The 22,110-nt window shown below is 59.3% G+C and carries 22 protein-coding genes; 15 read left to right on the top strand and 7 right to left on the bottom strand.

Annotated features, from left to right (window positions below; all coding sequences use genetic code 11):
- Nucleotides 1-219: 219 nt before the first annotated feature.
- On the bottom strand, nt 220-627 hold the full coding sequence (locus AC07OG_RS11375; RefSeq protein ID WP_495067062.1) for a lysozyme inhibitor LprI family protein: 408 nt from the start codon (nt 625-627) through the stop codon (nt 220-222).
- A 211-nt stretch (nt 628-838) separates the two neighbouring features.
- Between AC07OG_RS11375 and AC07OG_RS11370 the strand changes: the two genes are divergently transcribed.
- Complete coding sequence (locus AC07OG_RS11370; RefSeq protein WP_060539910.1) at nt 839-1,327, top strand: SRPBCC family protein; 489 nt, start codon at nt 839-841, stop codon at nt 1,325-1,327.
- Nucleotides 1,328-1,681: 354 nt separating this feature from the next.
- Here AC07OG_RS11370 and inhA read toward each other — a convergent pair whose 3' ends face one another.
- Nucleotides 1,682-2,368, bottom strand: coding sequence for an isonitrile hydratase (gene inhA / locus AC07OG_RS11365; protein ID WP_495067061.1), 687 nt, complete (start codon nt 2,366-2,368; stop codon nt 1,682-1,684).
- Nucleotides 2,369-2,456: 88 nt separating this feature from the next.
- Between inhA and AC07OG_RS11360 the strand changes: the two genes are divergently transcribed.
- A complete protein-coding gene (locus tag AC07OG_RS11360; RefSeq protein WP_495067060.1) occupies nt 2,457-3,440 on the top strand; it encodes a GlxA family transcriptional regulator in 984 nt (327 codons plus the stop codon).
- A 52-nt stretch (nt 3,441-3,492) separates the two neighbouring features.
- Here AC07OG_RS11360 and AC07OG_RS11355 read toward each other — a convergent pair whose 3' ends face one another.
- The 3 genes from AC07OG_RS11355 to AC07OG_RS11345 form a co-directional block, all read right to left on the bottom strand.
- Nucleotides 3,493-3,894, bottom strand: a complete 402-nt coding sequence (locus tag AC07OG_RS11355) for a hypothetical protein (RefSeq protein ID WP_060539907.1) — start codon at nt 3,892-3,894, stop codon at nt 3,493-3,495.
- A gap of 176 nt (nt 3,895-4,070) precedes the next feature.
- Nucleotides 4,071-5,897, bottom strand: coding sequence for a glycoside hydrolase family 15 protein (locus AC07OG_RS11350; RefSeq protein ID WP_495067059.1), 1,827 nt, complete (start codon nt 5,895-5,897; stop codon nt 4,071-4,073).
- Nucleotides 5,898-6,094: 197 nt separating this feature from the next.
- Nucleotides 6,095-7,690 (bottom strand): glycoside hydrolase family 17 protein, encoded by a 1,596-nt coding sequence (locus AC07OG_RS11345; protein WP_495067058.1) that lies wholly within the window; start codon nt 7,688-7,690, stop codon nt 6,095-6,097.
- Nucleotides 7,691-7,977: 287 nt separating this feature from the next.
- Between AC07OG_RS11345 and AC07OG_RS11340 the strand changes: the two genes are divergently transcribed.
- From AC07OG_RS11340 to AC07OG_RS11310, 7 genes are all read left to right on the top strand, one after another.
- Nucleotides 7,978-8,829: a glycine betaine ABC transporter substrate-binding protein gene (locus AC07OG_RS11340; protein ID WP_060539903.1), complete on the top strand. Its 852-nt coding sequence runs from the start codon at nt 7,978-7,980 to the stop codon at nt 8,827-8,829.
- Nucleotides 8,830-9,079: 250 nt separating this feature from the next.
- Nucleotides 9,080-9,391, top strand: coding sequence for a DUF485 domain-containing protein (locus AC07OG_RS11335; protein ID WP_060539902.1), 312 nt, complete (start codon nt 9,080-9,082; stop codon nt 9,389-9,391).
- The gene (locus AC07OG_RS11330; protein ID WP_495067057.1) at nt 9,388-11,046 is read left to right on the top strand and encodes a cation acetate symporter; all 1,659 of its coding nucleotides are present in this window, start codon (nt 9,388-9,390) and stop codon (nt 11,044-11,046) included. Before AC07OG_RS11335 ends, AC07OG_RS11330 begins: the two co-directional genes overlap by 4 nt.
- A gap of 179 nt (nt 11,047-11,225) precedes the next feature.
- A complete protein-coding gene (locus AC07OG_RS11325; protein ID WP_495067056.1) occupies nt 11,226-11,774 on the top strand; it encodes an HIT family protein in 549 nt (182 codons plus the stop codon).
- A gap of 205 nt (nt 11,775-11,979) precedes the next feature.
- Complete coding sequence (locus AC07OG_RS11320; protein WP_060539900.1) at nt 11,980-12,198, top strand: DUF4287 domain-containing protein; 219 nt, start codon at nt 11,980-11,982, stop codon at nt 12,196-12,198.
- Between the two features lie 185 nt (nt 12,199-12,383).
- Entirely contained in the window at nt 12,384-12,821 is a 438-nt protein-coding gene (locus AC07OG_RS11315; protein ID WP_060539899.1) for a hypothetical protein, read from the top strand.
- A gap of 202 nt (nt 12,822-13,023) precedes the next feature.
- Entirely contained in the window at nt 13,024-14,091 is a 1,068-nt protein-coding gene (locus AC07OG_RS11310) for an alpha/beta fold hydrolase (RefSeq protein WP_495067055.1), read from the top strand.
- An 11-nt stretch (nt 14,092-14,102) separates the two neighbouring features.
- Here AC07OG_RS11310 and AC07OG_RS11305 read toward each other — a convergent pair whose 3' ends face one another.
- Nucleotides 14,103-14,495: a GFA family protein gene (locus tag AC07OG_RS11305; RefSeq protein ID WP_495067054.1), complete on the bottom strand. Its 393-nt coding sequence runs from the start codon at nt 14,493-14,495 to the stop codon at nt 14,103-14,105.
- A gap of 147 nt (nt 14,496-14,642) precedes the next feature.
- Between AC07OG_RS11305 and AC07OG_RS11300 the strand changes: the two genes are divergently transcribed.
- From AC07OG_RS11300 to AC07OG_RS11275, 6 genes are all read left to right on the top strand, one after another.
- Nucleotides 14,643-15,137, top strand: a complete 495-nt coding sequence (locus tag AC07OG_RS11300) for a PaaI family thioesterase (RefSeq protein ID WP_060539896.1) — start codon at nt 14,643-14,645, stop codon at nt 15,135-15,137.
- Nucleotides 15,138-15,185: 48 nt separating this feature from the next.
- Nucleotides 15,186-15,479, top strand: coding sequence for a hypothetical protein (locus AC07OG_RS11295; protein ID WP_082457457.1), 294 nt, complete (start codon nt 15,186-15,188; stop codon nt 15,477-15,479).
- A gap of 487 nt (nt 15,480-15,966) precedes the next feature.
- Nucleotides 15,967-16,683 (top strand): MgtC/SapB family protein, encoded by a 717-nt coding sequence (locus AC07OG_RS11290; RefSeq protein ID WP_060539895.1) that lies wholly within the window; start codon nt 15,967-15,969, stop codon nt 16,681-16,683.
- Nucleotides 16,684-16,855: 172 nt separating this feature from the next.
- Complete coding sequence (locus tag AC07OG_RS11285) at nt 16,856-17,269, top strand: ANTAR domain-containing protein (RefSeq protein ID WP_082457459.1); 414 nt, start codon at nt 16,856-16,858, stop codon at nt 17,267-17,269.
- Nucleotides 17,270-17,377: 108 nt separating this feature from the next.
- Nucleotides 17,378-18,013, top strand: coding sequence for a response regulator transcription factor (locus AC07OG_RS11280; protein WP_060539893.1), 636 nt, complete (start codon nt 17,378-17,380; stop codon nt 18,011-18,013).
- Nucleotides 18,014-21,244 (top strand): transporter substrate-binding domain-containing protein, encoded by a 3,231-nt coding sequence (locus AC07OG_RS11275; RefSeq protein ID WP_495067053.1) that lies wholly within the window; start codon nt 18,014-18,016, stop codon nt 21,242-21,244. It begins immediately after the preceding gene.
- 227 nt (nt 21,245-21,471) lie between these two features.
- Here the strand turns inward: AC07OG_RS11275 and AC07OG_RS11270 are convergent, their stop codons facing one another.
- Complete coding sequence (locus AC07OG_RS11270) at nt 21,472-22,011, bottom strand: PaaI family thioesterase (RefSeq protein ID WP_060539917.1); 540 nt, start codon at nt 22,009-22,011, stop codon at nt 21,472-21,474.
- Nucleotides 22,012-22,110: the final 99 nt, after the last annotated feature.

Raw genomic sequence — 22,110 nt, 5'->3', positions numbered from 1 at the left:
ATGTGAGAGTAGGTCATCGTCAAGATTAAATTCCGAAACCCCTATCTGCGTATGCAGGTAGGGGTTTTGTTTTTGTGGTGCTTTTCCCTGTAGGAGCGAGCACGCTCGCGAAGAGCGCCAGGACACCACGGGGGGCCAGACAGACTGCGTCATCGTTGACGTTCTTCGTCGGAACGCCGCCCGGAGACTGCTCGCTCCTACATCTATGGTTACCCCATATCACCCCCCCGGCACCGGGCAACTCATATCGCCTTCCTGGCACTTGAGGTAGTTCTTGAAAGTCTGCACCCGCGCCTTGGTCAACTCCGTAATGCAGTTGCTGTAGATCAGCGGATACACACTCCCTCCCTCCACACCCGACGCCGCGAACTTGCACTCGGCATCGCGCATCGCAACCCACGCCCGCTGCGCCCCCACCAGCAGTTGCTTGCTGTCGGGGTTGCCTTTGAGTCGCGCAGTGATCTGCTGATACAGCGCATTCAACTCCTTGTCGGCCGCCGCATGCTGCTGCGCCGCGCACTGGTTCATCGTCGCCTGGTCGCTGGCGTTGTCGCAGTCCAAGGCAAAGGCAAAGGCCATGGGGCTGAACAACAGGGGCGCCACTACCGCAAAAAAGCGTGAGTACATGGGGATTGGCTCGCTGTGACAGGTAAAGTTGAGGGCAGTGTAGCGAAGGGCGAACAGATTGCAGTGTCGACAGACTCGTCCATCACCCGAACTTATCGCCGGAAAATCGGCCGAATATTTCAGGCATGGTTGATTGCCAATCCCGACTGTTACAACGTCAGGGTTGGTCTTATGGTCTTACTGACCTACTGTTCAGTACAGGAGGTGACTTATGAACCCAGCATCTGATCGCATCGAAAGGAAAATCCTGCTCAACGCCAAGCGTTCTCAGGTCTGGCGTGTACTGGCCAATGCCGAAGTGTTCGGGCAATGGTTTGGTGTCGCTCTGGAGGGCAAGCGCTTTGTTGCGGGTGAATGGACCCAGGGGCAGATCACCTATCCCGGTTATGAGCATTTACGCTGGAACGTACTGGTGGAGCGGGTCGAGCCAGAGCGGCTGTTTTCGTTTCGCTGGCATCCCTATGCGGTAGAGCCGGAAGTCGATTATTCCCAGGAGCCCACGACCCTGGTGAAGTTTGAGCTCGAAGACATGGATGAAGGCACCTTGCTCAAGGTGACCGAATCGGGTTTCGACCACATTCCCCAACATCGTCGTCTGAAAGCGTTCCGCATGGACAGCCGTGGTTGGGAAGAGCAGATGAACAATATCGAGCAGTTTTTGCTCGAATTCGCCAAATCCCACGAGCATCAAGGTGGCTGATGGCGACCTGTTCACCCCTGTGTTGGGGCGCGAGCACAAGGCCGCCTGCCCTGTCGCTGAATTCGTGGCTTTCAGGTTGGTTGCCTGTGGCATCTAAGGGTTTTCGGAAGGTGGCTTATAGCGAATGTCTTACACGCAGTGGTAGCGATTTCGTCTGTTGTAGATTGGATCCTATGCGTATTCTGGCCTCACCCACTGAAGCACAGGATGTGCTCAGGATCATGGAGGATCGGCCATAGGCAAGGAATGCCACGACAAGGAGTCGTCATGGTCTTGGAAAAACCCGCTTCGGCGGGTTTTTTTGTTCTGTCGAAACATGCCCTTGGGGGAGCGAGCCTGCAAGTCATGATTGACTCATTGTCGATCGAGTTTCGCCGCTGCACGTTCGGTAATTTCCGTACGCAATTTCAATGAACTGGCGGCCCGCTGACGCGCTTCCTCCAGCACGCCGACGGGCGCCGTTTCCGGGCTACCCGCCGCAAACGGTGGAGCCGGGGCGTATTCCAGTTGAAGCTGGATCAGTTCGGCAGTGTGCTGGTCGAACAATTCCGCCGCCAGGGTCAGGGCAAAATCGATGCCGGCAGTAATGCCGCCACCGGTCAACAGATTGCCGTCGCGCACCACCCGATCCTGCACCGCGATCGCCCCCAACGGCGCGAGTAGTTGGTGATAGGCCCAGTGGGTGGTGGCGCGCTTGCCCTTGAGCAACCCCGCGGCGCCGAGTACTAGCGAGCCGGTGCAAACCGAGGTGATGTAGCGGGCGTGGGCGGCTTGGGCCCTGATGAAATCCAGGGTTTCGTCATCTTCCATCAATGGCCCGACACCGCTGCCACCGGGGATGCAGATCACGTCCAGCGCCGGGCATTGGTCATAGGTGGTCGTCGGTTTCAGCAGCAGGCCGGTGCTGGCGGTGACCGGCAGCAGATCCTTCCAGATCAGGTGCACCTTCACATCCGGTAGCGAAGCCAGCACATCGTAAGGGCCGGTCAGGTCCAGTTGCTGAACTTGGGGGAACAACAGAAAACCGATCTGCAAGGTCATGGCTCTTTTCTCTTGAAGTGGGTGGACGGTTTGACTTTAGGCTCGTAGGCTTTGGCGTATACGCCAATATCCCCACGAATTACGCCAAATGCCCAAGAACATTCACGTACTCGCCTTCGCCAATGTGCAGTTACTCGACGTCACGGGGCCATTGCAGGTATTTGCCTCGGCCAACGACATTGCCCGCCAGCAAGGGCTGCCGCAGCCCTATGTGCCATCGGTAATTGCCAGTGGCGGCGGGGCGGTGCTGTCGTCGGCGGGCCTGGGAATGCTGGCGCAGCCGTTGCCCGAACATGGCAGCGATACTCTGATCATCGCCGGAGGCTGGGGTGTCTACGCAGCAGCGGACGATGCGTCGCTGGTGGCGTGGGTGCGTAAACATGCCGGTTATTGCCGACGAGTAGCCTCCGTGTGCACCGGGGCGTTTCTGCTGGCAGCCAGCGGCTGGCTCGATGGCCGGCGCGTCGTGACCCACTGGACCCGCTGCGAGCAACTGGCACAGCAGCACCCGCGATTGCAGGTCGAGCCCAATCCCATTTTCATCAACGACGGCCCGGTCTGGACCTCCGCCGGAGTTACGGCGGGTATCGACCTGGCACTGGCCATGGTCGAAGAAGACCTTGGGCGCAATATGGCCCTGGAAGTCGCCCGGCAACTGGTGGTGTTTCTGAAGCGCCCGGGCGGGCAATCGCAATTCAGCGTCACCCTGTCGTTGCAGCAAAAAGGCAAGCGTTTCGACGAACTTCATCTCTGGATCAGTGAAAATCTCAACAAAGACCTGGGCATTGCAACCCTGGCCCAGCAGGCCGGAATGAGCGAACGCAGCTTCGTGCGCCACTACCGCGCCGATACCGGCCAGACCCCGGCCCGGGCCATCGAACTGATTCGCGTCGAAACCGCGCGGCGTTTGCTCAGCGACACTGGCGTGCCGATCAAACGCCTGGCCCTGCAATGCGGTTTCGGCAGCGAAGAAACCCTGCGCCGCAGTTTCCTGCGCGCCATGGGCGTGACACCGCAGGCCTATCGCGAGCGGTTTTCCGTCAGCGCTGCAGTAGATCCAGTAATGCTGTGAGCTTCGCATCAGTCCGGCTGGGACTGTTACTGGACCGCTCGGAACGGCGGCCTCAGACCGATGCAGTTACCTCGACTTCGGCCACCTGATTGAAGTACTTCGCCCGATCCGGTGTAAACGTCACCACCATCCCCGTGCGCGAACAGGTCAGTGCCCGTTCCTGGCTCAGGTCAACATCCAGATCTTCCCCGCGCAAGCCTTGCCATTGGGCGAGGTACTTGAGGGAACCGTACTTTTCGAGTTTCTTCAGGCTGCGGCTGACGCCACCTTTCCAGCCCAGCACCGGCAGTTCGCCGGCGAGGCATTGGCGGGCTAGATCCGGGAAGCGGGCGGCGCGCTGGCGGCCGACTTCCCAGCATTTGATCAGGCCCTTGTCGTGGTCGTCCCACAGTTGCTCGCGGTTTAAACCGGAGCGAAGCGGGGTGTCGATGCTGCGATGGATTCGTTGGGTCATTCTGGTTCCTTGAATTCGGGTGTTGTTGGACAGCTCCGCTGTACCCGTTGAGCTTTGATGTTAGGTGGGGAACCTGCGACTGACAACCGGGTATTTACGGCTATTCAGCGACGGTTTTGTTTAAAATGGGCAGGGCTGTAATCTGTGGATTGGTGGTACCCGGATTGACTACGCGCTCACGGCTGCCAGAAGCTTTTCTCGCCGCTCAACTTGCGATCCAGAAAACACGCCGCGCTGATCAACGCCAGATGCGTCAGGGCTTGCGGTGTGTTGCCCATGTGCCGGGCGTGGCTGTCGAATTCTTCGGCGTACAACCCCAGCGGGTTGGCGTAGCGCAGCAGTTGTTCGAACTCCAGATGGGCCTTGTCGATCTGGCCGGCGCGGGCCAGGCATTCGACGTACCAGAATGAACAGGCGGCGAAGGCGCCTTCGGTGCCGGGCAGGCCGTCGATCTGGCTGTCGTCGTTGCGGTAGCGATAGATCATGCCGTCACGCACCAGGCTTTTTTCGATGGCATCGAGGGTCGCCAGCCAGCGCGGGTCGCGGGCGCTGACGAAACGCACCAGCGGCATCAGCAGCATCGAGCCATCCAGACCGGCGCCACCGATATGCTGGACGAAATGCCCGCGTTCTTCGTCCCAGAAGTTTTCCCAGATGTCGGCGTGGATCGCCTGGCGGGTCTGGTCCCAACGAGCGAACGGCGCGGGCAACGAGCGTTTGGATGCCAGACGAATGGCCCGGTCCAGTGCCACCCAGCACATCAGCCGCGAATGCAGGAAATGGTACTGTTCGCCGCGCATCTCCCAGATGCCGACGTCCTTCTGCTCCCAGCTTTCGCAGACTTGATCGATGACCTCCATGGTATGTTTCCAGCCTTCGTGGGAGATGGCTTCGCCGTATTTGTTGACCAGGTAAATCGCGTCCATCAATTCGCCAAAGATGTCGAGCTGGACCTGTTCGTAGGCCTGATTGCCGATGCGCACCGGTTTTGCCCCGCCGTGGCCGGACAGATGCGCGAGTTCGATCTCCGGCAGCTCCTGACGACCATCGATGGCATACAAAATGTTGAGTTTCTTCGTCCTGCCCTGGCAATCGCTGACCCGCCCACGCAGCCAGCGCATGTATGCGTTGGCCTCTTCGACGAAGCCCAGGCGCATGAAGGCGTACACGGTGAAGGATGCGTCGCGGATCCAGGTGAAGCGGTAGTCCCAGTTGCGCTCTCCACCGGGGGATTCCGGCAGGCCGAAGGTGGCGGCGGCGAGGATGGCCCCGTGTTTGCGCGAGGTCAGCAGCTTCAAGGCCAACGCCGAACGGTTGACCATTTCCCGCCAGCGGCCGCGATAGCTGGACTGGCCGATCCAGTCGCGCCAAAACTTCAGCGTGCGCGCAAGGCACAGTTCGGCAGCGCCTTCCTTGACGCGTGGATCGTCGATGGCGCCGAGCAGGAATTCACTCGTCTGGTTTTGTTCGAGGGTGAACTGGCCGAGCGCAACGTTTTCGTCGAGGCTCAACGCCTGATCCGACCACAGCCGCAGGGACGGCTGGCCGGCAGCCTCGAAGATCACATCTTTGTTATCTATGCGCGCAAGGGTATGGGCACGGGCATAGTCATGGCGCACCGCGCAACGCACGTGGAAGGTGGCGCGACCGCTGACCACGCGGATGCGGCGCATCAGTAGCGGCAAATTATCCTCGGTGTCGCCGATGGGCAGCAGGTCGGTGACTTCGACCACTGCCTGGTCACTGAGCCAGCGGGTTTGCAGTACGTTGGTGTCAGGCAGGTAGATCTGTTCGCGGCGGGCGTCGGGCAAATCCGGCGAGAGCTGGAAGATACCCGCGTCGGGGCTGTCTAGCAGCGAGCAGAAGATCGATGGGCTGTCGAATTCCGGCCAGCAGAAAAAGTCTACGCTGCCCTTGTCGTTGACCAGCGCCGCGCTGCGCATGTCGCCGATGATGCCGTGGGCGTCGATGGGGCTTTGTCGTTCGGGATGATGATCAGCCATTGCCGCGAAACTCCGGGAGCCGAGTGCCTAATCAGCTGACTGGCCGGGGCGCTCGAGAGTTCATTTGGCGCAGTAGGGCGCGAGGCTTTCGGGCGGGCTCATGCCCGCAGTGTCATCCGCAGCAGGCCCGCGCCACAGGGATCTGCAAGACCCCTATGGTTGCGAGCCCGCTACAAAAAATTGGCGAATGTTGAAGGTTAAACCTTGCGAACCCGCAAGCAGCGCCACAATGCGGCAACCATCAACCCGCTCACCAGTGCCCAGCCCCAGGCCTGCTGGTTGTTTAAACCTTCCTGGAACAGTTGCGGCGCAATGCCGGCCCCAATGATGAAAGTCAGCAGGGCGATCTCCCGGCGCGGCACGCTCACCGGTCGGCACAGGTAGACCAGCGCCGGGACGATGAATGCGGCGCTCGGGAAGCTGCGGTAGCGTGGGTCGAACACCAGTTCGAGCATCAGCACCGCGGCGGCGAAGCCTGCCGCTGCCACCAGCCAGCCGGCTCGACGCTCCAGGGTATTGAACCCACGCTCGCGCCAACCGCTGCGAGGGCTCAGCGCCAACGCAGCGTGAGCCAGCACCAGCAGGTTCAACCCCGTCAGCAACCCGACCCACATCCATTCACTGGTGAACCGGGTGGTCACCTGTGCCAGGTCGCCCCAGACGCCAATCGAGCACGCCGCCAATGCGCCGAGCAGGGGCAGAATCAGAGCGGCACGGGTCGTGCGCACGCGGCCGCCGAGGACCAGCGTTGCAAGGAAGATCACACTGCCCACCACCAGCCACTGCGACCAGTACGGCACATTCGATACCGGCCCGGCCAGCACGCCCTTGTCCTGGCGGTCTGCATCGTATAGCCCCCAATAACCACCGACCGCACCTTCGCTGGCGCGTTTCCATGGCTGGTCGAAGGCTTCGATCAGGTTGTAGTGCCAGCCCTGCTGCTCGGCCATGGCGACAAAACCACGAATGAACTTCGCTTCATTGACCCGGCTCGGCACTGCGGTTTCGCGCTGACGACCCTCGCTGGGCCAGCCGGTTTCACCAATCATCACGTCTTTGGGCGCGAACTTGTTGCCGAACACCTGACGCACTTCAGCCACATGGTGCAGGGCGGCGTCGATGTTCGAAGGGTCATCTTCCCAGTACGGCAGCAAATGGATGGTCAGGAAGTCCACGGCCGAGGCGATTTCCGGGTGCCTGAGCCAGAACTCCCAGACATCGGCATACGTGACAGGCTGTTTGACCTGACTCTTGACCTTGTTGATCAGCGCGGCCAATTGCGCGCCGGTCACTTCCTTGCGCAACAGGGTCTCGTTGCCGACGATCACCGAAGTCACCACATCGGCGTTGGCGTTGGCCGAAGCGATCAGCAGGTCGACCTCTTTGCCGGTGTCCACCGGATTGCTGTTGACCCAAGCGCCGATCATCAGCTTCAAGCCATGCTTTCGCGCCAGGTCGGGCAGGGCTTCGAGGCCGGTCATGGAGTAGGTGCGGATGCATGCGAAGCGGGTCGCCAGCAAGGCGAGGTCGGCATCCATGCGCTCGGGTCGCAACTTGAACGGCTGATCGAACGGCGACTGGTCCTTGTCGAACGGCGTATAGGACGCGCATTGCAGCTTGTGCGACGCGCTGGCGACGTCCGGCAGGACCAGCGGTTTACCGAGGCCGTACCAGAAGCCACCGAGGGCAAACAGCCCCAGTGCGCAGGCGAATAGATAAGCAAAAAAAGGGAAACGGGATTTCGCGGACATGGTCAGGCCGTGTGGGAGCAAAGCGGCGCATGTTACCTGCAATTTCCGCCCGGCTGGTGGCTCGCACGATTTTGACATGCAAAGTTCGGGCGGATTGCCCGGGGTGTGTGGCGGCTTTCAGGTTAATGGCTTTCTGATGTCGCTTCTCGATGCCTTGAGGTCGCTGGCAGAGCAGGTCCCCAAGGGCCTGAGGTTGATGATCGCAGTGTCAGTACTCCGCTGATGTCCGGTCGAGTTTGCAATGGGGCGTGATGGGGGCGCTGTGCACCACAACAAGGCTTTGAAGCGACTCGGCACCCGTCGAGCGCAGCACTTTCGGGGAAGTAACGATGAAGATGCGACGACTTTTAGGCGCAGGTGCCGCTCTGGTACTTGCGATTGGCTCCACATTCGCCAATGCCGAGAGCAAGACCCTGACCATCGGTTACGTTGATGGTTGGTCCGACAGCGTTGCGACCACCCATGTCGCGGCCGAGGTGATCAAGCAGAAGCTTGGTTACGACGTGAAACTTCAGGCGGTCGCCACCGGGATCATGTGGCAGGGCGTGGCCACGGGCAAACTCGACGCCATGCTGTCGGCGTGGCTGCCGGTGACCCACGGCGAATACTGGACCAAGAACAAGGACCAGGTCGTCGATTACGGGCCGAACTTCAAGGACGCAAAAATCGGCCTGATCGTGCCGGAGTACGTCAAGGCCAAGTCTGTCGCCGATCTGAAAACCGATGACAGCTTCAAGAATCGCATCGTCGGTATCGACGCCGGTTCAGGGGTGATGCTCAAGACCGAGCAGGCCATCAAGGATTACGAACTGACCGGTTATCAACTCAAGGCCAGTTCCGGCGCCGGCATGATTGCCGAACTGACCCGTGCCGAGAAGAAAAACGAATCCATCGCCGTCACCGGCTGGGTACCGCACTGGATGTTCGCCAAATGGAAGCTGCGCTTCCTCGACGACCCGAAAGGCGTCTATGGCGCGGCTGAAACCGTCAACAGCATCGGCAGCAAGGAACTGGCAACCAAAGCACCGGAAGTCGCCAAGTTCCTGAAGAGCTTCCAGTGGGCGTCCAAGGATGAAATCGGCGAAGTCATGCTGGCGATCCAGGACGGTGCCAAGCCTGATGCCGCAGCGAAAGACTGGGTGGCCAAACACCCTGAGCGTGTGGCTGACTGGATCAAATAACCCTCAACCAACACCTGCTCGCTTCACCCTGTGGGAGCGGGCTTGCTCGCGAATACGATGTGTCAGTTGACCCGGTATTGACTGACACACCGCTTTCGCGAGCAAGCCCGCTCCCACAGTTGTTTGGGGACATGCTTGAAATTGGCGAGTACGTCATGTCGTTCTACTACTAAGGTCGTCTGGAACCTGGCTCGCAGCCGCATACAGTGGATATCGTTCCAACTTAATCTGTGCTGCGAGGATAAAAACAATGAACGACAGCATTTACCTCTCGATTCAAAACAGCCCGCGCTTCAAGGAGCTGGTTAGCAAGAGGGAACGATTCGCCTGGATTCTTTCGGCGATCATGCTAGGGCTTTACTCCGGATTCATCCTATTGATTGCCTACGGGCCGCATGTACTGGGGGCGAAGCTCAGCCCTGAGTCATCGATTACCTGGGGCATACCGATCGGTGTCGGGCTGATTGTTTCGGCTTTCATACTGACCGGTATCTACGTGCGACGCGCCAACGGCGAATTCGACGACCTGAACAATGCGATTCTCAAGGAGGCTCAGCAATGATCCGTCGTCTAATGGCTCTATTGAGCATCGCAGCCTTCGCACCGGGCGCCTGGGCGGCTGACGCCCTGACCGGCGCCGTGCAGAAGCAGCCGCTCAACATTTCCGCAATTCTGATGTTCGTCGCATTCGTTGGCGCGACCCTGTGCATCACTTACTGGGCGTCCAAGAAAAACAAGTCGGCCTCCGACTATTACGCGGCGGGCGGCAAGATCACCGGTTTCCAGAACGGTCTGGCGATTGCCGGTGACTACATGTCCGCAGCGTCTTTCCTGGGTATTTCCGCGCTGGTGTTCACCTCCGGCTACGACGGCCTGATCTACTCGATCGGCTTCCTGGTGGGCTGGCCGATCATCCTCTTCCTGATCGCCGAGCGCCTGCGTAACCTGGGTAAATACACCTTTGCCGACGTGGCGTCCTACCGCCTTGGGCAAGCCCAGATCCGCTCGCTGTCCGCTTGCGGTTCGCTGGTGGTGGTGGCGTTCTACCTGATCGCGCAAATGGTTGGTGCCGGCAAGCTGATCCAGTTGCTATTCGGTCTTGACTACCATGTTGCGGTGATCCTGGTCGGTATCCTGATGTGCATGTACGTACTGTTCGGCGGCATGCTGGCGACCACCTGGGTGCAGATCATCAAGGCTGTCCTGCTGCTGTCCGGCGCTTCCTTCATGGCGCTGATGGTGATGAAGCACGTCAACTTCGACTTCAACGCTCTGTTCTCCGAGGCGATCAAGGTTCACCCTAAAGGTGAAGCGATCATGAGCCCGGGCGGTCTGGTGAAAGATCCGATCTCGGCGTTCTCCTTAGGGCTTGCGCTGATGTTCGGTACCGCTGGCCTGCCACACATCCTGATGCGCTTCTTCACCGTGAGTGACGCGAAGGAAGCTCGCAAGAGCGTACTTTACGCAACCGGTTTCATTGGCTACTTCTACATCCTGACCTTCATCATCGGCTTCGGCGCGATCCTGCTGGTCAGCACCAACCCTGCGTTCAAGGATGCGGCTGGCGCGCTGTTGGGCGGCAACAACATGGCGGCGGTGCACCTGGCCAACGCGGTCGGTGGCAGCATCTTCCTGGGCTTCATCTCGGCGGTAGCGTTCGCGACCATCCTGGCAGTGGTTGCCGGTCTGACCCTGGCCGGTGCTTCAGCGGTGTCCCACGACCTGTACGCCAGCGTGATCAAGAAGGGCAAGGCCAACGAGAAAGATGAGATCCGCGTCTCGAAAATCACCACCATCGCCTTGGCGGTACTGGCGATCGGCCTGGGCATCCTGTTCGAAAGCCAGAACATCGCGTTCATGGTCGGCCTGGCGTTCTCCATCGCGGCGAGCTGCAACTTCCCGGTCCTGCTGCTTTCCATGTACTGGAAGAAGCTGACCACTCGCGGTGCGATGATCGGCGGCTGGCTGGGCCTGGTAAGCGCTGTGGGCTTGATGATCCTTGGCCCAACCATCTGGGTGCAGATCCTGCATCACGAGAAGGCGATCTTCCCGTACGAGTACCCGGCGCTGTTCTCGATGATCATTGCCTTTGTCGGGATCTGGTTCTTCTCGATTACCGACAAGTCGACCGCGGCTGATAACGAGCGGGCGCTGTTCTTCCCGCAATTCGTTCGCTCGCAGACCGGTCTAGGCGCGAGTGGGGCGGTATCGCACTAAAAGCAGCTGCTAGCTACAAGCTACAAGCAAATGCCCCGGTCGAGAGATCGGGGCATTTTTTTTGGCAATCAGTGGGTGACGGGTGCCGCTTGCTTGCACGCGTGCTGTGGGACAACGTTTAACAAACTCTGCAGCGATGCCTTGGTACTCTGCGGGATCGATCGATCACGGACATCACCATGGAAGTGGCACCAAAATTCATCATCCACCAGACTGCCCACTGGATACTCAATCACCACATGTCATCCGCGCTTCCTGGCTATCTGATGTTGGGGGCAAGGGAGCATGTCAGCTCATTGGCCGACCTGCCGGCCGATGCCCTGGCTGAACTGGGTGGCCTGTTCGCGACAATTCAGAAAACCCTCGAAACCCGGCTGAAACCGAAATGGCTCTATATCAGTCGATTCGGTCATGACCCTGGCTACCCCATCCATTTCCACTTCATTCCTGTCTATCACTGGGTTGAAGAACTGTTCTGGAAGGATCACAGATACCGGCTGCTGGAGACCTTCGCCTCGATCGAGAATGCCGCGTCAATCACTGATGGCGCGGAGCTGACACTGTTCATTTGGCGCGAGTTCGGGGAACGTCCGCAACCTCCAGCCATTCAAGGGCCTTCGATCAACCAGGTCATTGAGGATTTACGCGGTGCGTACTGTCGGGCACCGAACACCCTCTGCGTGAATGCTCTGGCAACTGACGGAACAGATCACCAAAAGCCTGACTGACACCCCTGTAGGCACAACAGTAAAGGCCTAAGCATGTCCCTGATCTCGCAACGTGTAGAACTGGCACGCAACGGAGCCAACTACGCCAGGAGACGTGGGTGCACTTAGACTAAAATGTCGACCAGAAGCGCGATTGGGCGCTTGCCAGTGACCAATAAACGCGCCATGACATGGCGTCTGGTTAAGCAGAAAGGGAGTTTGTATCGTGACCGAAGACACCAAAACCAAAGGACCCGCTTCATATTTCCCGTCAATCGAAAAGAAATATGGACACCCGATTAGCTACTGGCTCGCGCTGCTCAATACAGTCAGTGGCAAGAAGCATATGGAAATGGTTGCCTGGCTCAAGACCGAGCACGGTATGGGGCATGGTCACGCTAATGCTTTGGTTGCCTATTATCTGGCCTCTGCCAAAAACACCTGACGAGGTGTCTGCAATCCGCCAATTGTTACTCGCCACAACTGCAGGAATGGCTTGTCGATTCGGTGTCACGTGGATGAGTGCAAACACATGCAGGCCCGCTGCTCCGGATAGTGCTCACGGCCTGCAAGTTAATAGTGAGCTATACCCAATCTTCCATTGCAGTTCTTCAACCGAGGAGATTGGCGATGAAATTCAGCAACCCGCTCGCAGCACTCATGCTCACGACCTGTCTGTTCGGCTGTGCCACATCATCAAGCCAGAGCGTGACCATTCCCCTGGTTGCCACCCGGCAGAACAGCGGCCAGATCGGCAATGTAGCCTTGTCTTCCTATGACAATAAAACCGGGCTCAGCTTCTTTATCAGTGGTGTTCCTGGCGGCGGTACATTGCCCTTGCGCCTCTATTCCTTCATCAACAAAGGCAGTTGTCAGCAACCGGGGCCAGTCGCCTTTGCGATGAATGAACAAGTCAACACAGAGCGCCAGCCAATACGTGGCTGGACGTTTTCAAGAAGCGCACCGATCGCGTTGCCCGCCCTGCTTTCCGGTGGTTACTACATCCTCGTGCGAACGTCGGCACCAGACGGCAACATCGATATTTTCTGTGGGGATATCCAGGGCTAGTCGGTGAAGTAGTGCCGGCAACAGCGGCCCCGCAGATTATTTGCCGTGTATCACACTGTGTCTGCACCAGCACTCGATACACCCGCTTGCACCCGGCCCGCGCTGCGACACACGCCGGATACGTCGCCGCGTTCAAATGTCGGCAAGGTTTACAGGGATCAATCGGAGCCCCTGGCCGACGGCTTGCAACGGAGACTTCAGCATGAAGATGGCACTGCAGCACGACAAAACCGCTAAACCCCGCCGCCGTCTGGTCGGCTACACGATGCTCGCGTTCAGTCTGTTCGGCGCTCTTGGCATGGCCCATGTGCAAGCGGCTGCAACCGCACAGCCAGCCCAGAGCAGCGCCGGCAGCACCAGTGCCGCTGCGTCTCCCTTTGGCCCGCTCAAGCATGTCAACGCCGGGCTGCTGGACGTGGCATACGCCGAGACAGGTCCGGCCGATGGCCCGGTGGTCATCCTTCTGCATGGCTGGCCGTATGACATTCACAGCTATGATGAGGTCGCGCCCTTGCTGGCAGCCAAGGGCTATCGAGTGTTGATGCCGTATGCCCGTGGTTACGGCGATACGCACTTTCTTTCGGCGAAAACCCTGCGCAATGGCCAGCCGGCCGCGCTGGCCAGCGACGTCATCGACTTCATGGATGCACTGAAGATCAAGCAGGCTGTGCTCGGTGGCTATGACTGGGGCGCACGTTCGGCCGACATCGTTTCTGCGCTGTGGCCGGAACGGGTCAAGGCGCTGGTCTCGGTCAGCGGTTATTTGATCGGCAATCAGGCGGCGGGCCAGAACCCGTTACCGCCCAAGGCTGAATTGCAGTGGTGGTATCAGTTTTACTTTGCCACCGACCGCGGTCGCGCCGGTTACGAGAAGAACACCCATGACTTCGCCAAATTGATCTGGCAGCTGGCGTCACCCAAATGGGTATTCGATGACGCCACCTTCGACCGCAGTGCCAAGGCGCTGGCCAATCCCGACCATGTCGATATCACCGTGTTCAACTACCGCTGGCGCCTGGGCCTGGTGCAGGGCGAGAGCCAGTACGAAGCGCTGGAACAGAAACTGGCCACCGCGCCGTCCATCAGCGTGCCGACCATCACCCTGGAAGGGGATGCCAACGGCGCCCCGCACCCGGCTCCCGAGGACTACGCCAAGCGTTTCACCGGCAAATACGAGTTCCGGCTGATCAATGGCGGCATCGGTCACAACCTGCCCCAGGAGGATCCGCAGGCGTTCGCCAAGGCGGTGATTGATGCGGACCACCTCTGAGGCCAGGCGGACTACTCCTCAAGGCGTCCTGTGCCCTCACGATCGCGCTCGTAGTGTCGAGTCAGCGGGAAGGGCGGCAACCAGGACTCGCGGCGGATGATCCAGCTTTCGTAAGTAGGTTTGAGCTGGTCAGGGGTATCGAGGGATCCCAGGTTCACTTCGACTTCATCGTTGCTGCGGGCGAAAACCGACGAGCCGCAGCGCGGACAAAAAAAGCGTCCGGCGTAGTCGCGGGTTTCGCCCTCGATCGTCACCGCCTCCTGAGGGAATATCGCCGAGGCGTGAAACAGCGCGCCGTGATGCTTGCGGCAGTCGAGACAGTGACACAGGCCGACCCGGTAGGGCTGTCCTGTCGCCTCGATCCTGACATTGCCGCACAGGCAACCACCGGTGTATCGGTCCATGCTGCGTCTCCTCTGCGATCACACGTTCGGTTAAACGTAGCCGCTGATCGAGCGTGATGGGGCGGGTTGGAATTCGAGCGCTCGCGGCAATCGATTCAGCGTTAGAATCCGAAGGCATTGGTTCACATTATTAAGGATGATCAAGGTATGTCCAGGCTCGACACCTCCCTGCAAGACAGCGCGGCGCCCGACGGCGTTTGTTACGGCTGTGGCAGCAGCAATCCCCACGGGCTTCACATCAAAAGCTATTGGCATGAGGACGGCGAGCATGTCGTGGCGCAATACTTGCCGGATGCCAAGTATTGCGGCTGGCCGGATCTGGTCTACGGCGGACTGATCGCGATGCTGGTCGATTGTCATTCGAACTGGGCGGCGATGGCCTGGCACTACCGCATGGAACAGCGTGAAGTCGCCAGCCTGCCGCGTATCAATTGTGTCACCGGCAACCTTGGCATCAAGTTCATCAAGCCGACGCCCATGGGCGTACCACTGACGTTGCGGGCGAAAGTGGAAGGTGAAGTCGGCCGCAAAACCCGCGTCATCTGCGAGGTCTACGCAGGGGACGTACTTACGGCCGTTGGCGACTCGATTTTTGTAAGGGTAGACACCGGGCAACTGGCGGATGCCGCGCACAGTCGCTAGCGCACAGGCACTGGTACGCCTCCAGCCTCCAGCTTCAGGGAAAACGGGATGAGCGGAAAAACAGCATGGCAATGCTCGTCATGGGGCCTGTCTTCACTGCTCGCGATCAGCCTGGCGCTGACCGCAGGCTGTGCAGGCAAAACTGCTCGCCATGCGTCCTCGAGCATCGGCTCAAGTTGCTATGCCAAGGCGCTACCGACTGCTGGCGAGGGTGGTCTGGCGTGGGGCTCTACCTTGAGCATCGCGAGGCAGAAATCCCTGAATAACTGCATACGTTATGCCGGGCGCTCCGGTGGTACGCCGAGAACCTGTCAGGTGGTGTTGTCAGAGTGCAGGAACTGAGTAGCGTCGGCATCGCGGGCACCGCCGTTCGGACTATTTTTTGATTTACCTGAACCCTTCCTGAAGAACCCCGCAATTCCCCCAGCAGGCATTTCCAACGGGTTTACTCTCCAAACATCGGGGCGTAAGCTTCGCGCGTTTTCATCAATCACGGAGACCCACAGTGGGTACTTGTTCGAGTGACAGTTGTCGGCCGGTCCCGGTAACCGGCGCATTCTCGGCAAGATAACGCGCAGTCTCCTGTGCCGTTGTCTCGCCGACAAGCGAGCAGCGGCATCCCGATCGCGGCCAATCCTGGTCGTGTTCCAACGTCCTTCTCATCGACGCTGATCAGCGTGTGGTTTCGACTTTTCCGGTCGCTCTCACACCTGTCGACACGCCTGTCATTCGTGACCGGCGCGCCAGGCCTTGCCTTGCCGGCAGTTGCGGCGGCAGCGGCGTGGACGTACCTGCTCGACGGTTTTCCGACACTCCAGGAGCCGTATTCATGCAAGCCATCAACAACATCAACCTGACCTCACTGCTCGACACCCTGGTCAGCCTCAGTGCGGCCTTCATCCTCGGCGGCCTGATCGGATTCGAACGCCAGTACCGGCAGCGCACTGCCGGCCTGCGCACCAACGTACTGGTGGCGGTGGGCGCGGCGATATTCGTCGATATGGCCAATCGTCTTGGCGGTGCCGAAAGCGCGGTGCGAGTGGTGGCCTATGTGGTGTCGGGCATCGGCTTTCTCGGTGCCGGGGTCATCATGCGCGAAGAGGGCAATGTGCGCGGCCTCAACACTGCCGCTACCCTCTGGACGTCGGCCGCGGTGGGTGCCTGTGCCGGTGCCGACCTGCTGGCCGAGGCGCTGCTGGGCACGCTGTTCGTACTGGCGGCAAACACCTTGTTGCGCCCGATCGTCAACAACATCAACCGTCAGCCGCTGGATGTGATTTCAGCCGAGGTCACCAACATCGTCTATGTGATCGCCCGGCGCTCGCAGCACAAAGCCGTTCTGGTCTTGCTCGAAGCCGAACTGGAACGCAGCAATTACCCGGCCCGTGATGTCGATGTGCATGCCTTCGGTGCAGACGAAATCCAGATCCAGGCCACGCTGGCAACCACTTCGGTGGATGGCGATGAACTCGATGCGCTGGTGACAAGGATCTCGATGTCGACGCTGGTGGTGCAGGCATTCTGGAGTCCGAGCACCACCGAATAATGGGACTCGGCAATCGTGTGGACCGCCAATGGCCGGCGTGAGACGCGCTTGCCCTTGACGGGCTGGCATCAGACTAACCGGTTGGCATTTAGGAATAGTCCTACAGAAAATTGTAACGGGCTTGCGTAGCCTTTGCGCCTTGTTGAGTTCCGACATTCCAATGGAGGTCCCGTTGCCGAATCACGCGCTACGAATCCTGATCGCCGACGTGCAGCACTTTAACTGCATGAGAATCGAACGGCTGTTCAACCAGCTCGGTTATTTTGCTGTGGCCCCGGTTCAAAGCCTCGAAGAGCTTCTGCGGCTGACGGAATACGGCAGCCAGCCTTTCGATCTGGTGCTCATCAATAGCTCGATGGCAGACGGGTCGTTGAATCTGCCGGATTTTTTCATCGATAACCATCAGGTTCGGCATGCCTTCATCTTTGATGGCCGCCAGGCACAACTGGCTGCAGTCCCGGACTGTATTGGGCAGACGGTCTGGATAAGTCATGCCGAACTGCCTGATTTGTCTTGCGTTCAGAAGCTGATGGCAGCTGTTGATCCCAGGCTACCATTCGTCGGAACTGTCATTTCTGACAGGTAGTTTTATCCACCCTTCCATGCAAGAGTCCCGCGCAGCCGTGGCAACGATTTACGGCCATGCCCCGGGCGTTTTTCTGCTCAGTCGTGGAGTTTTGCACAGGAAATTTCCATGAGTTCCACGAAGACAGCGGTGATTGTGGAAGATCATCCGGTGGTTTGCAGGATGATCAAACTCGTCCTCAGGGGCGCGGGATTCGATCGGATATATGAAGCAACCCGCGGCGATGAAGCACTGGCGATGATTCGTGAACATCGACCGGACATCATGCTGCTGGATCTGGACCTGCCGAATATGGCCGGGCTGGATATATTGGCGCGCCTCAAGGCGGAACAAGCGCGTTGCCGGGTGGTGGTGTTCACTTCCATGCCGCCTGATCATTATCAGGAGCGGTGCATGCGTGCCGGTGCTGCCGCTTATGTGTCCAAAAGCAGGAGTCTGGAAGATCTGGAAGCCGCGGTGAAATCCGTGATGGCCGGTTACACCTATTTTGCCCAGCTGGATTCGATCTCCGTGTCGATGGGGTCATTGCAACGCAGCGAAAAGGAACTGATCGACAGCCTCTCCAACCGCGAACTGGCCATTCTGCAGCATCTGGCCCGGGGATCAAAAAACAATGAAATCGCCGAGATCATGCACCTGAGTTACAAAACGGTCAGCACCTACAAATCCCGGTTGATTGACAAGCTCAATGTGCGATCGCTGGTGCTTTTGCGCGATTTCGCCCTGCGCAATCATCTGATCTGAATGAAAATTTTTCGAGGCCTGTCGGGCCCGGTGTTGTCGGGCTTTCTTTTCTGCACGTCGACTGCCTGGGCACAGCCGCAAACATTGACGTTGCTGGGTCGCTCGGACGTCGAAGGCGTGGCCATCAGGCTGTCGGAAGCCGAATCGCGCTGGCTGCACCAGAAACAACGGTTGGTGCTGGCTGTCTCCGCTCCGGATTATCCACCGTTCGAGTTCAACTCCGCGGGCAAGGTGTTCGAAGGGGTGACGGGGGATTACGCTGGAATACTGCAGCAGCTGTTGAACGTGGAGATCGACGTTCATCGCTATCCATCACGCGCTGAAGCGGTGCGGGCAATCAAGGAGGGCGAGGCAGACCTGCTGGGAACCGCCAACCGCTACGAAGCCGAAGATCCGCAACTGCAGATGTCCAGTGCCTATGCGGTTGATCAACCCGTGCTGGTCATCCGCGCCGATGCATCCGAAGTACCGCAGCCGACACTGGCCGGCAAACAGTTGGCGACCCTCTATCACTATCTGCCTGAACGAAGCGTGCAACAGTTCTATCCCGACGCTCAGGTACAGCCTTATCCCTCGACATTGGCGGCAATGGGCGCGGTAGCGTTCGGCCAGGCGGACGTTTATCTGGGCGATGCGATCAGTGCTCATTACCTGATCAGCATGAATTACCTGAATAACGTCCAGTTTGCCGACTTCTCACCGCTGGAGTCCGGCCGCTTTGCCTTCGCAATGGCCCGCGAGAATCAGCCGCTGTTGCGTATCGTCAACAAGGCGCTGGCAGCCGTCTCAGCCAATGAACAGATGAACATCCTGTTGCGTTGGGGGGCTAGCGGAGTGTCTATCCCGGGAACTCATTCATTACAGTTGAGCGTGGCCGAACAGCGCTGGCTCGATCATCACCCGCGTGTGAGGGTGGCGATCAACGAGGATATCCCACCGATTTCGTTCATCGATGGCGAGGGCAGATACCGCGGGATCAGCGTCGATGTGCTGGCGAAAATCAGCCTGCGTACCGGCTTGCAATTTGACATCCAGGCCATGAAATCGGTGACAGCGATGGTCAACGCCATCAAGAGCGGTGAGGTCGACGTACTGGCGGGAATCGGCCTCAGCTCCCAGCGTGAAGACGAGCTGTCGTTTACCCGGGCGTTCCTCAGCAGCCCGTCGGTGCTGGTCACCCGCATAGGGCCGGACAGCCCCAGGACCCTGGATGACATGGCAAGAAAAACCCTGGCGTTGACCCGGGGCAACATCGCCGGTGAGTACATTCGGCACCACTTCCCGCTGATTCGGTGCAAGGATGCGCCCCTGTCGTCTGATGCCATGGAAATGGTCGCCCGGGGCGAGGCTCAAGGTGGCATCAATTCGCTGATCAGTGCCCGCTATCTGATTTCGCGCCAATACCGTGATCTGCTGCAAGTGACCAGCACAGTAGGCACCGACCCGGCGCGCAGCGCCCTGGCGACCAGTCGCGAGGCCGTCGAGTTGCATTCGATCCTGGACAAGGCGCTGCTGAGTATTCCTCCCGAAGAAATCGACAAGCTGACCCAACCCTGGCGCTACGACTCGATGGTGGAGCAGAGCTATTGGTTGCGCCACCGCAAAACCATTTTCCAGGCGTTCGCCTTTGCCGGCACCCTGCTGTTTCTCGCGTTGGCCGGGATCCTCTGGCAGCGCCGCCAGATCCGTCTGCGCCAGCAATTGCTGGGTCAATTGCAGCAAGCCAAGGATGCAGCGGATGACGCCAACCGTGCCAAGACCACATTTCTGGCGACCATGAGCCATGAAATACGCACGCCGATGAACGCGCTGATCGGTATGCTCGAACTGGCATTGAAACGCGCCGATGAAGGCGTGACTGACCGTTGCGCCATCGAGGTGGCCTCCAATGCAGGGCAACAGTTGCTGGCGTTGATCGGCGACATACTGGATATCGCCCGCATCGAATCCGGCCATCTGTCCCTGGCGCCGGAGCGGGTCAACCTGCGAGCGCTGGTGGCGTCGGTGTGTCGGGTTTTTGAAGGCCTGGCGCTGGAGAAAAACCTGCGCTGGCGGGTTGAACTTGACGAGCACAGTGATCGCGATGTGATGCTTGACCCCACGCGCTTCAAACAGGTTCTGTCCAATCTGCTGAACAACGCGATCAAGTTCACCAATGCCGGCCAGGTGAGTCTGAAGCTGCAGGTCGAGCCCCGGCCCACGGCGCACCTGGCGGTCAGCGTCATTATCGAAGACAGTGGCATCGGCATCAGTGAATTTGACCGCAAACGTCTGTTCAGTCCGTTTGTTCAAGCGGGCAACACTCAGCAGTCCGGTCGGCAGGGTTCGGGACTGGGCCTGGTGATCAGCCGCACGCTCTGCGAGATGATGGGCGGCCAGTTGCAGCTCGAAAGTACACTGGGGCGTGGTACTCAAGTTGCTATCAGGCTCGATCTGGTCGCGCTGCAACCGTTGTCCGCCAGCGAGTCCTGTCAGGACGCAGCACCGCGACCGACGCGCGCGTTGACCATACTGGCCGTTGACGATTATCCGGCCAATCTTCTGCTGCTCTCACGGCAATTGAGTTACCTGGGGCATAGCGTTCTAACCGCGCAGGATGGGGTGCAGGGCCTTGCGCAATGGCGTGAGCATGATTTCGATCTGGTCATCACCGATTGCAACATGCCGTTGCTCAGTGGCTATGAACTGGCCGGCGCCATACGTGACGAAGAACGCCGACAGAGACTGCCGTCGACCTTGATTCTGGGCTTTACCGCCAATGCGCAGGCCGCCGAGAAAGTCCGCTGTCAGGAGGCTGGCATGGACGATTGCCTGTTCAAACCTATCCGCCTGACGGATCTGCAGACATGGTTGGCAACGCGCTTCAGCGGTGAGCGGGCAGGGCAGATCATCTCAAGCGAACCGGCCGAATTCGATTTGAGTGGCCTGGATCGATACATCGGTTCGGACCCTGAATTGGTCGATCAGTTGCTGCTCGATATCTCCCTGGCCAACCGCGACGACCGCGTTTACCTGTTGGCCTTGCATGCCAGCGGTAACCGCCCTGGATTGCGTGAGCTGGCGCACCGGGTCAAGGGTGGCGCACTGATGGTCCGCGCGGACGCCTTGGTGGCCTGTTGCGAGCAGCTGGAGCGGGCATGCAGTGACGGCAGCGCGTCACTGATCAACGCCGCCGTTGATCAGATGCAGCAAGCCATGACGCGGCTGGATCAACGACTCCAGCAAGACTGACGTTCAATCCCGGCGCGGCGCAATGCCTTTGGGGCTGGTCAGCCGCAGGCCGCGATCAAGACCGCCGATCGCAGAATGTCAGTCACCAGTGACGCTGGATGTGCCGGCCTCATCGCGAGCAGGCTCGCTCCTACAGTTTGATCTTCAGTGAACACTAAGTTAATGGCCTGCAACCATCCCCTGTGGGAGCTGGCCTGCCGGCGATGGCGGCGACTCGGTCTGAACCCTTACCCGCGAGCCTCAAGAATCATGCAGGTCGTCGACCCGGTCGCATACAGCCGCCCATCCACATCATAAATCCGCCCCTCGGCCAGCGCCGTCGAGCGCCCCAGATGGACAATCTTGCCCTCGGCCCGCACCGGCCCGCTGGCACCGGTCAATGCCCGGACATAACTGATGCGCAGATCCAGGGTGGTGTAACCCTGGCCCTTTTTCAGTTGTGTATGAATCGCGCAACCCATGCACGAATCCAGCAAGGTTGCGGCATACCCGCCATGCACGCTGCCCAACGGGTTGTAATGCCGCGAGTCCGGGGTGCCCTGAAAGATGAACAACCCGGCGGACCATTCGATGGGGATGAAATCCATCAGCGCGCCGATGGGTGGAGAGGGCAGTTTGCCTTCGCCTATACCTTCGAAAAACTCGGCGGGGGACAGGGCGCTGACTTGGGCCATGGACAAACTGCCAGGCCCGGCAAGGCGTTCGCGCATGGCCTGTTCCTGTGCGAGCCATTGGGCGAGGGTGGCGTCACGGGTGGGGCTTTGCATGTTCATGTCCTCGGAGAGCAGAAGATATTATGGCTGTAATTATTTGCGATATTATGTCTGAAATAAAATCTCCGCTACCCCCAATCAGCTTGCCGCTAA

The sequence above is a fragment of the Pseudomonas sp. GW821-FHT09H03 genome (assembly GCF_059415945.1).
Note: the sequence above shows the minus strand (reverse complement) of the source record. Positions and strands in the feature narration are given on the sequence as shown.

Coding starts and splice junctions, on each gene's coding strand:
- AC07OG_RS11375 (WP_495067062.1), bottom strand. CDS start 627: ATGTACTCACGCTTTTTTGCGGTAGTGGCGCCCCTGTTGTTCAGCCCC.
- AC07OG_RS11370 (WP_060539910.1), top strand. CDS start 839: ATGAACCCAGCATCTGATCGCATCGAAAGGAAAATCCTGCTCAACGCC.
- AC07OG_RS11330 (WP_495067057.1), top strand. CDS start 9,388: ATGATCCGTCGTCTAATGGCTCTATTGAGCATCGCAGCCTTCGCACCG.
- AC07OG_RS11325 (WP_495067056.1), top strand. CDS start 11,226: ATGGAAGTGGCACCAAAATTCATCATCCACCAGACTGCCCACTGGATA.
- AC07OG_RS11315 (WP_060539899.1), top strand. CDS start 12,384: ATGAAATTCAGCAACCCGCTCGCAGCACTCATGCTCACGACCTGTCTG.
- AC07OG_RS11340 (WP_060539903.1), top strand. CDS start 7,978: ATGAAGATGCGACGACTTTTAGGCGCAGGTGCCGCTCTGGTACTTGCG.
- AC07OG_RS11310 (WP_495067055.1), top strand. CDS start 13,024: ATGAAGATGGCACTGCAGCACGACAAAACCGCTAAACCCCGCCGCCGT.
- AC07OG_RS11350 (WP_495067059.1), bottom strand. CDS start 5,897: ATGGCTGATCATCATCCCGAACGACAAAGCCCCATCGACGCCCACGGC.
- AC07OG_RS11300 (WP_060539896.1), top strand. CDS start 14,643: ATGTCCAGGCTCGACACCTCCCTGCAAGACAGCGCGGCGCCCGACGGC.
- AC07OG_RS11270 (WP_060539917.1), bottom strand. CDS start 22,011: ATGCAAAGCCCCACCCGTGACGCCACCCTCGCCCAATGGCTCGCACAG.
- AC07OG_RS11355 (WP_060539907.1), bottom strand. CDS start 3,894: ATGACCCAACGAATCCATCGCAGCATCGACACCCCGCTTCGCTCCGGT.
- AC07OG_RS11280 (WP_060539893.1), top strand. CDS start 17,378: ATGAGTTCCACGAAGACAGCGGTGATTGTGGAAGATCATCCGGTGGTT.
- AC07OG_RS11275 (WP_495067053.1), top strand. CDS start 18,014: ATGAAAATTTTTCGAGGCCTGTCGGGCCCGGTGTTGTCGGGCTTTCTT.
- AC07OG_RS11305 (WP_495067054.1), bottom strand. CDS start 14,495: ATGGACCGATACACCGGTGGTTGCCTGTGCGGCAATGTCAGGATCGAG.
- inhA (WP_495067061.1), bottom strand. CDS start 2,368: ATGACCTTGCAGATCGGTTTTCTGTTGTTCCCCCAAGTTCAGCAACTG.
- AC07OG_RS11295 (WP_082457457.1), top strand. CDS start 15,186: ATGAGCGGAAAAACAGCATGGCAATGCTCGTCATGGGGCCTGTCTTCA.
- AC07OG_RS11290 (WP_060539895.1), top strand. CDS start 15,967: ATGCAAGCCATCAACAACATCAACCTGACCTCACTGCTCGACACCCTG.
- AC07OG_RS11360 (WP_495067060.1), top strand. CDS start 2,457: ATGCCCAAGAACATTCACGTACTCGCCTTCGCCAATGTGCAGTTACTC.
- AC07OG_RS11335 (WP_060539902.1), top strand. CDS start 9,080: ATGAACGACAGCATTTACCTCTCGATTCAAAACAGCCCGCGCTTCAAG.